We start from the raw sequence: 15,681 nt of genomic DNA on the forward strand, positions 1-15,681 counted from the left end.
GACGGCCGTTACATGGCCGTGGGCGCGCTAGAAGAACAGTTCTGGTCGGCCCTCGCCGACGCGCTGGGCCTTACCGACGAGGAGAAAAAAAGACGGCCCGCGGACGCGCAGGCCCTGATCGCCCGGATGGAGGCCATATTCCTCACCGCCACCCAGGCGCAATGGAGCGAACGGCTGGCCGATATCGACGGTTGCGTGACCCCCGTGCTGTCGCTGGCCGAGGCGCCTGCCCATCCCCACAATCGGCAGCGCGCAACCTATCGCACGCTGGACGGCATCGATCATCCGCAGCCTGCGCCGCGCCTGTCGCGTACCCCCGGCGTCATCCAGGGGCCGGCTCCGCGGCGCGGCGAGGGCGGCGCCGAACGGCTGCGCGCCTGGGGCGTTACCCTCCCCTGACTTGCGGTTGTCCCCGACCGGCATCTTCGCCCGTCGCGGGACGGTGGATCAGGACCTCGCGAAATGATCGCGCCGCTGCTTCGCGAGCCGCCATATCTGCTCCGAATAGGAAATCGCTCCGCCTGTGGGCGCGGTTTCTGTGACAGGCATCGCTCTTCTCTCCCGCCCAGGCCGCCATGCATTGATCGGCGCCCGGAAACATATCCAGCCAACCGGCCATGTGCCAGGGTGAGGCGGGCCTGCGCGCCGTTCCCCTACAGCGCGATCCCCCCCGCGCCCAGCACCGCCAGCGTCAGCAGTTCCGACGCGTTGGACGACATGGTGGCGATCTGCACCGACTTTTCCATGCCGACCAGCATCGGGCCGATCATCGACGTGCCGCCCAGTTCGCGCAGCAGCTTCGCGGAGATGTTCGCCGATTGCAGCCCCGGCATGACGAGGATGTTGGCCGGACCCGACAGGCGGCTGAACGGATAGTTCTTCATCACCGTGGGATTGAGCGCCACGTCCGGGGCCATTTCGCCTTCATATTCGAAATCGACCTTGCGCTCGTCGAGCACCTGGATGGCATCGCGGACATTTTCCAGGAAGCTGCCGGGCGGATTGCCGAAGCTGGAATAGGACAGGAAGGCGACGCGCGGATCATGCCCCATGCGGCGGGCGACCGCCACGGTGCCTTCGGCGATGTCGGCCAGTTCCTGCGCGCTGGGGCGTTCGTGGACGGTCGTGTCGGCCAGGAAGACGGTCTGGTTCTTCGACACCATGATATGAATGCCGAAGGGCGTGTGGCCCGCCGCCGGGTCGATGACCCGCTTCACTTCCCGCAACGTCTGGCCATAGGGACGGGTGATGCCGGTGATCATCGCGTCGGCATGGCCCATCTTGAGCAGCAGCGAACCGAAGATGTTGCGGTCCCGGTTGACCATCCGCTCGCAATCGCGGCGCAGATAGCCCCGGCGCTGGAGCCTGCCATAGAGCATGTCGACCATTGCGGGCACCAGCGGCGAATTGACGCTGTTATGCAGTTCGAAGCTTTCCGGGTCGCGCACGCCCAGCGCCCTGAGCTTGTCATAGACGTCCTGCCGCCCGACCAGCACGGGAATGCCATAGCCCATGTCGCGGCACTGGATGGCGGCGCGAAGCACGACTTCCTCCTCCGCTTCGGCGAAGACCACGCGCTTGGGATTGGCTCTCGCCATTTCATAGGCGGAGTTGAGCACCGAGGTCGTGGGGTTGAGCCGGGCCTTCAGGGACTGGCGATAGGCCGCCATGTCGGCGAACGGCTTCTGCGCCACGCCGGTATCCATCGCCGCCTGCGCCACGGCGGAGGGCACCAGTTCCATCAGGCGCGGATCGAAGGGCGCGGGGATGATATAGTCGGGGCCGAAGCTCTGCGATTTGCCATAAGCCTTGGCGACTTCCTCCGGCACCTGTTCGCGCGCCAGTTCGGCGATGGCCTGCGCGGCGGCGACCTTCATCGCGTCGTTGATCGTCGTCGCGCGCACGTCCAGCGCGCCGCGGAAGATGAAGGGGAAGCCCAGGACGTTGTTGACCTGATTGGGATAGTCCGACCGGCCCGTGGCGACGATGGCGTCAGGGCGCGCGGCCTTGGCTTCGGGCGGGGTGATTTCGGGATCGGGATTGGCCATGGCAAAGATGATCGGCTTCTCCGCCATATGCTTCACCATGTCCGGCGTGACCGCGCCCTTGACCGACAGGCCGAGGAACACGTCGGCGCCCTTCATCGCTTCGGTGAGCGTGCGGGCGTCCGTCCGCACCGCATGGGCGGACTTCCACTGGTTCATGCCGTCGGTGCGGCCCTGCCAGATCACGCCCTTGCTGTCGCACATGATGACATTGTCATGCGGCACGCCCAGCGCCTTGATGAGTTCGGTGCAGGCGATGGAGGCCGCGCCCGCGCCGTTCACCACGACCTTCAGGTCCTTCATCTCGCGCCCGGTCAGCAGCGCCGCGTTGATGACCCCCGCCGCCGCGATGATCGCGGTGCCGTGCTGGTCGTCGTGAAAGACCGGGATGTTCATCCGCTCCTTGAGCGTCTGTTCGATGATGAAGCATTCAGGCGCCTTGATATCCTCAAGGTTGATGCCGCCGAAGGTCGGCTCCATCAGCTCCACCGCATCGATGAAACGGTCCACATCCTCCGTCTTGAGTTCGATGTCGATGGAATCGACGTCGGCGAAACGCTTGAAGAGGACCGACTTGCCCTCCATCACCGGCTTGGACGCGAGAGCGCCGAGATTGCCGAGACCGAGGATCGCCGTGCCGTTGGAGATCACCGCGACCAGATTGCCCTTGGCCGTATAGTCATAGGCGGTGGAAGGATCTTCCGCGATGGCGCGCACCGGAACCGCGACGCCGGGCGAATAGGCAAGGGAAAGGTCGCGCTGCGTCGCCATGGGTTTCGACGCGATGATCTCGATCTTTCCCGGCCGTCCGGTCGAATGGAAGAACAGCGCCTCGCGCTCCGAAAACTCCACATTCGACTTGTCTGTCATCGTCTCACTATCTCCAGCTTTCGTCTCCTCCGCCCTAGCGGCAACGCACTCTTGTGGGCAAGCGCGAGAAACGTCTTTTTCGCGCTCTTTCCTGCGCGGCCCGTTGCCGCTATCCGCAAGAGATGCGCGCATCAAAGGACAACTCCCCTTCCCAGGCCACGCCGATGATGGCGCAATATCTTTCGCTCAAGGCCGAAGCGCGCGATTGCCTGCTCTTCTACCGCATGGGCGACTTCTTCGAACTGTTCTTCGACGATGCGAAGGCGGCGGCGGCGACGCTGGATATCGCGCTCACCAGCCGGGGCGAGCATGACGGCGCGCCGATACCCATGTGCGGCGTTCCGGTGCACAGCGCGGAAAGCTATCTCGCGCGGCTCATCAAGGGCGGGCACCGCGTCGCCATCGCCGAGCAGACCGAAACGCCTGCGGAGGCAAAGGCGCGGGGGAGCAAGGCGCTCGTGGCGCGGGCGATCGTGCGCTATGTGACGGCGGGCACGCTGACCGAGGAGACGCTGCTCGACGCGCGGCGCGACAATATGCTGGCGGCGGTCGCCAGCGTGGGGGGCGAGGGATCGGACGAGGTCGGCCTTGCCGCCGCCGACATTTCGACCGGCCGCTTCGAGACGATGACGCTGCGCGCCGCCGACCTGCCCGCCGAACTGGCGCGGTTGCGGCCGAGCGAGACGGTGGTCGCAGAAGGGGCGGGAATAGAGGTCGCCGATGCGCATCTCTTCGACCGTGCCGCTTTCTCCAGTAGCCGGGCGGAAGCGGCGTTGCAGCGCCTTTTCGGGGTCGCGACGCTCGACGGGTTCGGGCAATTCGGCCGGGCGGAGCTGGCGGCGATGGGCGGCCTCATCGGCTATCTAGACCATGCGGGCAAGGGGAAGCTGCCCTTTCTCGCCCCGCCGTTGCGCAAGACGCGGGGCGCGCATGTCGCCATCGACGCCGCCACGCGCGAAAGCCTGGAGATCATCGCCACCATGGCGGGCGCGCGGGCGGGGAGCCTGCTGGGCGCGGTCGACCGCACCGTGACGGGCGCGGGCGCGCGGCTGCTGGCGCAGGATCTGGCCGCGCCGCTGATGGATCAGGCGGTGATCGAGGCGCGGCTGGGCCTCGTCCAGCTTTTCCATGATGACGCCGCCCTGCGCGACCAGTTGCGGGCGGCGTTGCGGGCGCTGCCCGATATTGGGCGGGCGCTGGGGCGGATCGCGCTGGGCCGGGGAAGCCCGCGCGATCTGGGGCAGCTTCGCGACGGGCTGGGCGAAGGGCGGATGCTGCGGGAACGGCTGGACAGGCTGTCGGACCAGCCGGTGCTGCTCGCCCAATTGCTCCCCGCGCTGGACGGCCATGGCGAGATGGTCGACGCCCTGTCCCGCGCGCTGGTGGCCAGCCCGCCCACGGAGACGGCCAATGGGGGCTATATCGCGGACGGCTACGACCCCGCGCTCGACGAACTGCGCCGCATGGCGGGCGACGGGCGGCGCGCCATCGCCGCGCTGGAAGCGAGATATCGCGAGCAGACCGGCATTTCCGCGCTCAAGATCCGGCATAATGGCGTGCTGGGCTATCATGTCGAAGTGCCCGCCCGCGCCGCCGACGCGCTGATGCAGCCCGACAGCGGCTTCACCCATCGCCAGACTCTCGCCGGGGCGGTGCGGTTCAACTCCGTCGACCTGCATGAGGAAGCGGGGCGCGTCGCGCAGGCGGGCGCCCACGCGCTGGTGGCCGAAGCCGCGCATCTGGAGGACCTGATCGCCGCCGTGCTGGCGCGCAAGGCCGATATCGCCCGCGCCGCCGATGCGCTCGCCCGGCTGGACGTGGCGGCGGCGCTGGCCGAACGCGCGGCGGAAGGCGGGTGGCAGCGGCCCCATTTCGTGGCCGAAGACGGCGCGGGGCCGTGCCTCGACATCGTGGGCGGGCGGCATCCGGTGGTCGAGGACGCGCTGCGGCGCGAAGGGCAGCCCTTCGTCGCCAATGACTGCCGCCTCAATGAAAGCGACCGGCTGTGGCTCGTCACCGGGCCGAACATGGGCGGCAAATCCACCTTCCTGCGGCAGAACGCGCTGATCGTCATCCTGGCGCAGGCGGGCGCGTTCGTGCCCGCGCAGGTCGCCACGCTCACGCTGGTCGACCGCCTGTTCAGCCGCGTCGGCGCGTCGGACAATCTGGCGCGGGGGCGTTCCACCTTCATGGTGGAGATGGTGGAGACCGCCGCCATCCTGTCGCAGGCGACGGAACGCAGCTTCGTCATCCTCGACGAAGTGGGCCGCGGCACGTCCACTTATGACGGCCTTGCGCTGGCCTGGGCGGTGGTGGAGGCGGTGCATGAGGTGAACCGATGCCGCTGCCTCTTTGCGACGCACTATCACGAACTGACCCGGCTGGCGGAGACATTGCCGTCCCTCTCGCTCCACAATGTCCGCGCGCGGGAGTGGAAGGGCGATCTCGTCCTCCTGCACGAAGTCGCCGATGGACCGGCGGACCGCAGCTACGGCCTTGCGGTCGCGCGTCTTGCGGGCCTTCCCGCCGCCGTGCTCAAGCGGGCGAAGGACGTGCTCGCGCGTCTGGAGGCGGGCAAGGCCAGAACCGGCGGCATCGCGGCGGGGCTGGACGATCTTCCCCTTTTCGCCGCCGCCGCCGCGCAGGAGGAAAAGGATGCCGATCCCCTGCGCGAAGCGATCGACGCCATCGACGCGGATGCCCTTTCGCCGCGTGAGGCGCTCGATCACATATATCGGCTGAAACAACTGGCGGCGGCGCGGAACGAGGATTAGATAGCAGACAGATGGTGATGCAATTCCCTGCCCTCGGATCGCGCCGCGCCATCATCGACCGGCGCGCGATTTCCGACCGCATCACGCTTCTGGCGCAGGCGCACCGGGGCGACACGATGCGCCTGCGCGGGGAGATCGTCCGGGAACTCAAGGCCGCGTTGGAAGCGGGACGGGAGGAAGTCGCCCGCCGCCTCGAAGCCAAGCCGACGCGCGGGCGCGAAGCGGTCACGGCCTTTGCCTTCCTGATCGACCAGCTATTGCGGCTGCTCTACGACGCCACCACCCATTATCTCTACCCGGCCAGCAACCGCAGCACGGGCGAGCGCATCGTGCTCATCGCCGTGGGCGGCTATGGCCGGGGGGAAATGGCGCCCCATAGCGACGTCGACATCGGCTTCATCACACCCTGGAAGCCGACCGGCTGGACCGAGCAGGTCATCGAATCCATGCTCTATTCGCTCTGGGACCTGGGGCTGAAGGTCGGGCACTCCAGCCGCTCCATCGACGAAACCATGCGCATGGCGAAGGCGGATCTCACCGTCCGCACCGCCTTGCTGGAATCGCGCTATATCTGGGGCGACCGCGCGCTTTACGAGGAAACCGCCAGCCGCTTCGACGCGGAAGTGATGCAGGGCAATGCCCGCGCCTTCGTCACGGAAAAGCTCGCCGAGCGTGACGAACGGCACAAGCGCATGGGCGACAGCCGCTATGTCGTCGAACCCAATGTGAAGGAAGGCAAGGGCGGGCTGCGCGATCTTCATACGCTGTTCTGGATCGGCAAATATGTGAACCGGGTGCGGTCGGTCGCCGATCTGGTGGACGTGGGCCTGCTGACCCAAAGCGAGCTGCGCCAGTTCCAGAAGGCGGAAGATTTCCTCTGGGCCGTGCGCTGCCATCTGCACACCATAACCGGGCGGGCGGAGGACCGGCTGACCTTCGATCTGCAACTCGAAACGGCGACGCGGATGCATTTCACCGGACGGCACGGCCTGTCGGGGGTGGAGCGCTTCATGCGCTATTATTTCCTGAACGCGAAAATCGTGGGCGACTTGACCGCCGTGTTCCTTGCCCATCTGGACGATCAGATGGCACCCAGGGGGCGGCGCTACATCCCCGCCTTCTTCCGCCGTCCCAAGAAGCTGGACGGGTTCGTGCTGGACCGGGGCAGGCTGGCCCTTCCCAGCGACGATTTCTTTCAGCAGGACCCCGTCCGCCTTCTCGAAATCTTCGCGCTGGCCGACAGGCACGGCCTTTCCATCCATCCCAGCGCGAAGCGCGCCGCCAGCCGCGACGCGGTGCTCATCAATGCCGCGGTGCGCAAGGACGCGCGCGCCAACGCCGCCTTCCTCGACGTGCTGACATCCCCGCGCGACCCGGAAACGGTGTTGCGGTGGATGAACGAATCCTCGGTCTTCGGCCGCTTCATTCCCGACTTCGGCCGCGTCGTCGCGCAGATGCAGTTCGACATGTATCACCATTATACCGTCGACGAGCACACCATCCGCGCCATCGGCCTGCTGTCCCGCATCGAAAAGGGCGAGTTGAAGGAGGATCATCCGCGCTCCACCGACCTCATGTCGAAGCTGATTTCGCGCCGTACGCTCTATGTCGCGGTGCTGCTGCACGACATCGCCAAGGGGCGCGACGGCGATCACAGCATATTGGGCGCGGAGATCGCGCTGACCCTGTGCCCGCGCCTTGGCCTCACCGCCGCCGAGACGGAAACCGTGTCATGGCTGGTGCGCTATCACCTGCTGATGTCGGCGACCGCCTTCAAGCGCGACCTGGCCGATTACAAGACCATCCTCGATTTCGTCGATGCGGTGCAGAGTCCGGAGCGGTTGAAACTGCTGCTGTGCCTGACCGTGGTGGACATTCGCGCCGTGGGGCCGGGCGTCTGGAATAGCTGGAAGCGGCAATTGCTGGGCGACCTCTACGAAGCGGCGGAGGAAGTGCTGCGCCTTGGCCACAAGCGAAAGGGGCGCGGCGAGCGCGTCGCCGCCAAGCAGGAGGCGCTGCGCCGCGCAATCGACCTGCCGGAACGGGATTTCGCGACGCTGAGGAAGCGCCTGCCCGAATCCTACTGGATCGCCGAACCCGAAGACATTCTGGTCAACAATGCCCAGCATATAGTGGAGGCGGGCGATTCCCCGCTGTCCATCGCCGCGCAATATTATCCCCAACGCGGGGCAACGCTGGTCACGGTCTATGCCAGCGATCATCCGGGCCTGTTCTATCGCGTCGCGGGGGCCATCCATCTGGCTGGCGGCAATATCATCGACGCGCGCATCCACACGATGCGCGACGGCATGGCGATCGACAATTTCCTGGTGCAGGACCCGCTGGGCGGCGCATTCCACGATCCCGGCCAGCTTGACCGGATCAAGCGGGCGATCGAGGATTCGCTCGCCAACCGCCATCGCCTCATCACCAAGCTGGCGGCGCGGCCCCTGCCCCGCACGCGGGCCGAAGCCTTCGAGATCGTGCCCAACGTGCTGATCGACAACAAGGCGTCGAACCGCTTCACGGTGATAGAGGTCAATGCCGGGGATCGTCCGGCGCTGTTGTTCAGCCTCGCAAACGCGCTCTTCCAGTCGAAGGTGACGGTGCACAGCGCCCATGTCGCCACCTATGGCGAGCGGGCCGTCGACACATTCTACGTCACCGACCTTCTGGGCGGAAAGATCGAGAGCAAGGGCCGGTTGCAGACGCTGGAGCGCCGCTTGCTGGAGGCGGCGGGAAGCAAGATCAGCAAGACGCTGGAACGCGCCTGAAATCGACGCGATCCCACGCCCTCCTTGGCGCGCGGGAACGGATTGCCCTCAAATGATCTCCATCCCGTCGCCCGGCTGGAGCATCGGCAACAGGCGCAGCATGTCCGCCCGCTCCACCGCGACGCAGCCCGCCGTCGGACGGCCTTCCGACAGGTGGAAGAAGATCGCGCTGCCCCGCCCCGGCACCGGCGGCGCGTCATTATGGCCCAGCACGACGACCACGTCATAGGCATCGTCGGCGCGGAGCAGATTTTCGGCGGAAAAGGCGCGGGGCAGGCGGACGGGCCGATTATAGGCGGGGTCGGCGGGATCGTCCGACCAGCCGTCGCCGTCGCGAACCCAGCGCCAGGGGAGGCGGATGCCGTGGGATTGGGCCTTTCCGGGCCGGAGCAGCACGCCCCGCAGCGGCCAGCGGCCGAGCGGCGTGCAGCCGTCCCCTTCCCGCTTGTCCGCTATCTGGCAGACACCGCCGCGCCCGATGGCGCAAGGCATGGCGATCTCGCCGAAACGCAGCCGCCGCGCCGTGCCGTCGACGCGGAGGACGGTCATAGCTGATGGCCCGTGCGGTCGCGCTTGGTCGCCAGATAGCGTTCGTTGTGGGGGTTGGCGGGCAGGATGATGGGCAGGCGCTCCACCACCTCGATCCCCGCCGCTTCCAGCCCCGCGACCTTGCCCGGATTGTTGGTGAGCAGCCGCACCGCGCCGATGCCCAGCAGGTCCAGCATCCGCGCCGCCACGGAAAAATCGCGCGCATCGACGGCGAAACCCAGGCGCACATTGGCATCCACCGTGTCGAAACCCTGGTCCTGCAAGGCATAGGCGCGCAGCTTGTTGACGAGGCCGATGCCGCGCCCCTCCTGCCGCAGATACAGCAGCACGCCCCATTGCGCGTCCGCGATCTGGTGCAGCGCCTGATGAAGCTGCGGCCCGCAATCGCATTTGAGGCTGCCCAGCACATCGCCGGTCAGGCATTCGCTGTGCAGGCGGACGACCGGCGGCGCGGCGTTGCGCCGTCCCACGACCAGCGCGACATGCTCGCGCGGCTCGTCGGGACTGCGGAAGGCGACGATCTCCGCATTTTCCGCCGCCGAAACCGGCAGCCGCGCCCGTGTGGCGATGGCAAGGTGCGCGGCATCGTCATAGGCGGCGATATCCTGCGCGCTCGCCTCGCCCTCGCAGGCGCCTTCCCCGGTCACGAAGAAGGCCGGGAGGATGCCCGCCAGCCGCGCGAGCCGCAACGCCGCCTTGGCCGCCGCCGGAGCCGCCAGCGCCTTGGCCAGGAACGGACCCTTGAGCGGCGAGGCGAGATCGCGCACCGGATCGGCGATGGCCATGGCGGCGTCATTGTCGATCCACGGCGCGCGCGCGATCAGCACGGGCATGTCGGGATCGGCCGCCGCGATCTGGTTGGCCAGCTTCAAGGTCTGCGCGCGGGCCGCCGAAATCAGGATATCGGCCTCCCCCACGGGGTCGAAATCCTTCGTCGTGACCGCGTCCGCCCCCTCGATCGCCATCAAACGCAGCGCGCCGTCCTCCGCCCGCACCGTCACGGCCCAGCCGCGGCGGAGGGCGTCGATGGCTCGGGCGGCGTCGCGCGCGCTCATCAGAAGGCGAATTCCGTGATGATCGGCACATGGTCCGAGGGCCGCATCCAGCCCCGGATCGGTTCGACGACGCGATGGCTGACCGCCTTTTCCGCCACGTCCGTCGTCATCCACATATGATCCAGCCTGCGTCCCCGGTCGGACACGGCCCAATCGCGCGCCCGATAGCTCCACCATGTATAGAGGCGCTGCGGCGCGGGAAAGAATTTACGGCCGATGTCGACCCAGTCGTTCGACGCCTGCAACCGCGCCAGTATCTCGCATTCCAGGGGCGTGTGGCTGACGACGTTGAGGAGCTGCCTGTGGCTCCATACGTCGCATTCCATGGGCGCGATGTTGAAATCGCCGGTCAGGATCGTCGGCTTGTTGTCCAGCGCCGTGGACCACTGGATCATCCGCTCCAGGAAATCGAGCTTCTGCCCGAATTTCGGATTGAGTTCGCGGTCCGGCACGTCGCCGCCGGCGGGCACGTAGACATTTTCGATCCGCACGCCATTGTCCAGCCGCACGCCGACATGGCGCGCTTCGCCATTGGCTTGCCAGTCGAGCCGGTCATCCTCGCGGATCGGCACCTTGGACAGGATCGCCACGCCATGATGCATGGGCTGGCCGTTCAGCACCTGATGATTATAGCCGCGCTGGCGGAACAAGCCGGCGGGGAAGGTGTCGTTCACCACCTTCGTTTCCTGAAGACACACTATGTCGGGCGATTCTTCGATCAGGAACCGTTCGACGATATCGAGCCGGGCACGGACGCTATTGATGTTCCAGGAAGCGATACTGAGCGTTTGGGGCATGCTGTTCCCCTAGGAGCCAATGCGCGGCTGTGCAAGGGCGGCTCGCCACGGCTTCATCGGTGCTCCGCCGGGAGGACGCCTGTGCGTGCCGGCGCCTCCAAAAGTAAGACCCCCGCTCCGGGGGCATGGAACGGGGGTCTCGATCGCGCCCTTGAAGCGCTTTGCGACGAGAGAGGAACCGGGTAACAGGGGGGAAATCCCGATAGTGTCTCTCGCCGTGGATTTCTTGTTAGCGCCCCGCATATGAGCCTTAGATGAACGGTCCGGAAGATTTTCCGCCCATCGCATGCCGCGCCCGGTTCAGCCGCCCGGCGCGCGGCCTTTCGGCCTGGGATCGACCCAGCGGAAGGCGGAATCGGCCACCGGCACGCCATAGCGGACGTTGGAGAGGCGCACGGCCGTGCGGTTGTTCTGGGAATCCAGCGCGACCCAGCCATAAAGCTGCAAGCCCGCGGGGGCGGAAGGATCGCGATTGAAGATCATGGTGATCGTGCCATATTCCGGCCGCTTGGGATCGCGCGCCTGGACGGACAGGACATTGGGATCGCCGGTCTGGATCACCTTGCCGAATTTCGACAGGTCCTTGGAAGGATCGATCAACGCGCCCAGCGGCGAATTGCCGATCGGCCAGCGCTGCACCTGCCGCACTTCATAGTCGATCATGGTCAGCGCCTTGCCGTCGCCCACGATCAGCAGCGGCACGCCCTTTTGATACTGGAACCGGATCTTGCCCGGCTGCTTCAGCGTCAGTTGGCCGGTCAGGGTCTGGCCGTTGCGATCCGTCTGCGAAAAATCGGCGGTCATGGTCGTGACCGCGCGGATATAGGCATTGACCTGCGATAGGTCGGAAGGTTGCTGTTGGGCCGCGACCGGCGCGACCGGCAAGGCGAATGGCGCTGCGGTCAGGGCCAGGATCAAAGGCGCGATCACCCGCTTCATGCATTTTTCTCCATAGGTTGAGGGCATTTAGCCTGAAGCTTTTCCCTTTGGCCGGAAACATTCTCGTCGCTGGTTGCCGCATCTGGCCGCACGCCTCCAGCTTCGGGCCGTTGACGATAGAGCGTCAACTGAAAAAAGGCTCTAGGAAGTCCGGCTTGAACCCGCCGTGAACCTGGCTGTTCCCGCCGATCCGCAGGCAGGGGCCGTCCGGCCATGCAAAAGGCGATTGCCGCAATCTTGCGACGGCAGCTTTCGCTGGCATGACGAATGGCTATGTCCGCCTTTCACCCAAACCCGATATTCAGCACGGGTTTACAAGCTGCTCAATCCGCCAAAAAAAAAAGGGCCGATCCGAAGACCAGCCCTGGAAAAGTTTTAGGAGAGGATGCCTGAAAGGCCCGTTCCTGTTGGCGGATGTTCTCCTCTCCCGCAACTGCGAAGGAACGGAGAGCAATTGCAAAATTTGCAACCGCTCACGTAAAGGCCTGATTGCAAACATTAAAAATGGGAAGAAAAGCACCGGCAGGTAAATTCATATGCCTTTGGTTAGAGCGGGTTTCCGTTTTCATCCCGCAGCACTTCCCGTCGGCCGACATGATTCGGGGCGCCGACCAGCCCGTCCTCCTCCATCCGTTCGATCAGGCGGGCCGCGCTGTTGTAGCCGACGCGCAACTGCCGCTGGAGCCAGCTTGTCGACGCCTTCTGATTCTCGAACACCAGTTGGCACGCCTTGCGGTAGAGCTGGGCGTCCGGGCTGTCGTCGCCCAGGTCCACGCCGTCCAGGGCGAAGCTGCCTTCCTCCGGCTCCTCGGTGACGGCGGAAATATAGTCGGGCTGGCCCTGCGCGCGCCAGTGATCGGCGACCACGCGCACTTCGTCGTCGGACACGAAGGGACCATGCACGCGCATCAGCCCCTTGCCGCCATGCATGTACAGCATGTCGCCCTTGCCCAGCAGCTGTTCCGCCCCCTGCTCGCCCAGGATGGTGCGGCTGTCGATCTTGCTGGTCACGAAGAAGCTGATCCGGGTCGGCAGGTTCGCCTTGATGACGCCGGTGATGACGTCGACCGAGGGGCGCTGCGTCGCGAGGATCAGGTGGATGCCCGCCGCGCGGGCTTTCTGGGCAAGCCGCTGGATCAGGAATTCGACTTCCTTGCCCGCCGTCATCATGAGGTCGGCCAGTTCGTCCACCACCACCACGATCTGCGGCAACGGCTGGAAATCGAGCTGCTCCTCCTCATAGATCGGCTTGCCGGTTTCCGGGTCGTAGCCGGTCTGGACCCGCCTGCCGAGCGGCTTGCCCTTGGCCTTGGCGGCGCGCACCTTCTCATTATAGTTGGCCAGGTTGCGGACGGAGATGGACGCCATCATGCGATAGCGGTCCTCCATCTGCTCCACCGCCCATTTGAGCGCCCGGATCGCCTTGCTCGGCTCGGTCACGACCGGCGAGAGCAGATGCGGGATGTCGTCATAGGTCGACAGTTCCAGCATCTTGGGATCGATCATGATGAGCCGCAACTGATCGGGCGTCATGCGGTAGAGCAGCGACAGGATCATGGCGTTGAGGCCGACGGATTTACCCGACCCGGTGGTGCCCGCGATCAGCAGGTGCGGCATGGGCGCGAGGTCTGCGATGATCGGCTCGCCCGAGATGTTCTTGCCCAGGATGATGGGCAGGGTCGCTTCCTGCCCGAACTGTTCCGACGTGATGAGTTCGCGGAAGGACACGCCCTCGCGATTGGCGTTGGGCAGTTCGATGCCGATCACCGTGCGTCCCGGAATCGTCGCGACGCGGGCCGACAGCGCGGACATGTTGCGGGCGATGTCATCGGCGAGCGCGATCACCCGGCTCGCCTTGATGCCGGGCGCGGGCTCCAGCTCATACATGGTGACGACCGGGCCGGGGCGCACCTCGACGATATTGCCCTTCACATGGAAGTCGTCGAGCACGCTTTCGAGCAGGCGCGCATTGCGCTCCAGCGCGGCCTTGTCGATCTTCTGCCCCTGCCCCGCCGGGATGGGATTGAGCAGGTCGGGCGATGGCAGCGAGCTGTTGCCGAACAGGTCGTCCTGCGACACCGGCGCGACCGGACGCTGGGACGGGGCGGGCTTGGGCGACTGGATGGTGATCGGCGGTTTGGGTTCGTTCGTCACGGTCTTGCGCGGCGCGATCACGCGCTCGGCGCCATCCTCCTCCTCATCCTCATCAGCCGGGACGCGGCCCGGAAGCGCGAAGGCCGGACGCGGCAGGTTGAGGCGCGGCAATGCAGGCCGGCGCAGCGCGAGGATCGGCTTTTCCAGCGCCAGGCTGCGATACCAGACATAGAGACCCGCGACCAGCGTCAGAACGACGAGGGCGCCGATGGCCCAGCCCTGAAAGGCGGGAATCTGCGCCGACAGGCTCATGATGCCGCGGGCGAAGACAAGGGCGATGACGCCGCCCCAGCCCGCGGGCAGCCCCACCAGCGGATCGGGCTGGAACAGCGCGAGGGCAAGGCCGACAAGGACGATGCCGGTCAGGCATTTGCCGAACTGTCCCTTCCACTCGCTCATGTCCTGATCGCCCCACAGGCGGCGCGCGGTGATCGCCATCAGCGGCAGCACAAGCGCGGCGGGCACGCCCAGCAGCCACAGCAGGAAATCCGCCGTCCATGCGCCGGGAAGCTGCATCACGTTCCGCACCTGATCGCCCGCCACCGTGTTCATCGACGGGTCGCTGGGCGTATAGCTGAGCAGCGCCAGCGCCAGGAACAGCGTGGCCAGCAACAGCGCGATCGAACCGATCAGCGCCCCGCTGCGGATCAGGCTGCGTTTCAGCATTTCGCGCCATTCCGGCGTGCGCTTGATTCCGCGGCTCACGGCCATGGCTTGCTATGTCCCCCAAATGTTCCGTTTCGGCACAATGCGCCGAGCAGGGAGTCCGCGTCAAGAGTCCGCCCTATCGGCTCGTCCCGAACCGGGCTTTTCAGGCGACGCCGGGTTCGACATGGGGCGCGTTCGGCAGCGACGCCTTCGGCTTGAAACGGGCCGCGATCAGGCATCCCGCCACGATCAGCAGGGCGCCCGCCACGGTGCTGAACGTCAACTGCTCGTCAAAGACGAACCAGCCGATCAGCGCGGACCACAGGAAGGCGCTATATTCGACGGGGATGAGCCGCTGCGCCTCCGACCGGGCATAGGCCCAGGCCAGCAGCGCAAGCGACGTGAAGGCGACGCCGGCAGCCAGCAGGATAAGCGGCGCGGCCGTGCGCGGCGGAATCCCGGCCCAAAGCGGAGCGCCCAGCGAAAACACGCCCAGCATGACGAGATGCTGGAAGAACGCCACCTCCACAGGGGAGGCGAGCTGCGCCTGCTGCCGCTGGAGGATCAGATTCCACGCGAAGAGCACCGCCGAGAGCAGCACGGCAAACGCGCCCAGCACCGCGGCCAGATCATAATCCCCGCCGATCCGTCCCGCCATGATGACGCCCACGCCGATCAGGCCCAGCGCCGAAGCGCCGATGGCCTGCCGCCCGACAGGCTCCTTGAGCAGGAGGGCGGCCAGATAGAGGGCGATGAGCGGCGCGATGAAAGAGAGCGCGACCGCTTCCGCCAGCGGAAGATGCATCAGGCCATAGAAGAAGAGCGGCGCCATCAACGACACGGCAAGACCGCGGATCAGGTGCAGGCGCAGCACCGCCCGGACGGGCCATTTCTGCCGCGTCGCCAGCATCAGCGCCAGTCCCAGCACGCTGCCCGCCAATGCCCGCCAGAACAGCGCATTATAGAGGCCGATGGAAAGGCTCAGCCCCTTCATCAGGCCGTCCATGATCGAAAACAGCCCGACCCCGGCGCAGCAGATCAGGAAGGGGACGGCGAAGGAACGGGATTGGGGCATG

At 66.2% G+C, this 15,681-nt stretch carries 10 protein-coding genes; 3 read left to right on the forward strand and 7 right to left on the reverse strand.

Annotated features, from left to right (window positions below; genetic code table 11):
* A partial coding sequence (locus IQ35_RS14705) for a CoA transferase (protein ID WP_199739965.1) occupies nucleotides 1–399 on the forward strand: 399 nt, incomplete at its 5' end.
* A gap of 254 nt (nucleotides 400–653) precedes the next feature.
* On the opposite strand, the gene IQ35_RS14710 is transcribed toward IQ35_RS14705, so the two are convergent.
* Entirely contained in the window at nucleotides 654–2,915 is a 2,262-nt protein-coding gene (locus IQ35_RS14710) for an NADP-dependent malic enzyme (RefSeq protein ID WP_145074428.1), read from the reverse strand.
* A 122-nt stretch (nucleotides 2,916–3,037) separates the two neighbouring features.
* Here IQ35_RS14710 and mutS point away from each other — a divergent pair, with 122 nt between their 5' ends.
* The gene (mutS, locus tag IQ35_RS14715) at nucleotides 3,038–5,689 is read left to right on the forward strand and encodes a DNA mismatch repair protein MutS (RefSeq protein ID WP_145074431.1); all 2,652 of its coding nucleotides are present in this window, start codon (nucleotides 3,038–3,040) and stop codon (nucleotides 5,687–5,689) included.
* Between the two features lie 11 nt (nucleotides 5,690–5,700).
* Nucleotides 5,701–8,463, forward strand: coding sequence for a [protein-PII] uridylyltransferase (locus IQ35_RS14720; RefSeq protein ID WP_145074434.1), 2,763 nt, complete (start codon nucleotides 5,701–5,703; stop codon nucleotides 8,461–8,463).
* A 48-nt stretch (nucleotides 8,464–8,511) separates the two neighbouring features.
* Here IQ35_RS14720 and IQ35_RS14725 read toward each other — a convergent pair whose 3' ends face one another.
* The 6 genes from IQ35_RS14725 to IQ35_RS14750 all read right to left on the reverse strand — a co-directional run bounded on the left by IQ35_RS14725 (nucleotide 8,512) and on the right by IQ35_RS14750 (nucleotide 15,680).
* On the reverse strand, nucleotides 8,512–9,012 hold the full coding sequence (locus tag IQ35_RS14725; protein ID WP_145074437.1) for a L,D-transpeptidase family protein: 501 nt from the start codon (nucleotides 9,010–9,012) through the stop codon (nucleotides 8,512–8,514).
* On the reverse strand, nucleotides 9,009–10,067 hold the full coding sequence (gene ribA / locus IQ35_RS14730; RefSeq protein WP_021245485.1) for a GTP cyclohydrolase II: 1,059 nt from the start codon (nucleotides 10,065–10,067) through the stop codon (nucleotides 9,009–9,011). Before ribA ends, IQ35_RS14725 begins: the two co-directional genes overlap by 4 nt.
* On the reverse strand, nucleotides 10,067–10,864 hold the full coding sequence (locus IQ35_RS14735) for an exodeoxyribonuclease III (RefSeq protein WP_021245486.1): 798 nt from the start codon (nucleotides 10,862–10,864) through the stop codon (nucleotides 10,067–10,069). Before IQ35_RS14735 ends, ribA begins: the two co-directional genes overlap by 1 nt.
* Before the next feature lie 300 nt (nucleotides 10,865–11,164).
* Nucleotides 11,165–11,803: a LolA family protein gene (locus tag IQ35_RS14740; RefSeq protein ID WP_021245487.1), complete on the reverse strand. Its 639-nt coding sequence runs from the start codon at nucleotides 11,801–11,803 to the stop codon at nucleotides 11,165–11,167.
* Between the two features lie 546 nt (nucleotides 11,804–12,349).
* Complete coding sequence (locus tag IQ35_RS14745; RefSeq protein ID WP_145074439.1) at nucleotides 12,350–14,668, reverse strand: FtsK/SpoIIIE family DNA translocase; 2,319 nt, start codon at nucleotides 14,666–14,668, stop codon at nucleotides 12,350–12,352.
* A 100-nt stretch (nucleotides 14,669–14,768) separates the two neighbouring features.
* Entirely contained in the window at nucleotides 14,769–15,680 is a 912-nt protein-coding gene (locus IQ35_RS14750) for a DMT family transporter (RefSeq protein WP_021245489.1), read from the reverse strand.
* Nucleotide 15,681 lies beyond the last annotated feature (1 nt).

The organism is Sphingobium wenxiniae, from assembly GCF_007830065.1.
Lineage (GTDB): Bacteria > Pseudomonadota > Alphaproteobacteria > Sphingomonadales > Sphingomonadaceae > Sphingobium > Sphingobium wenxiniae.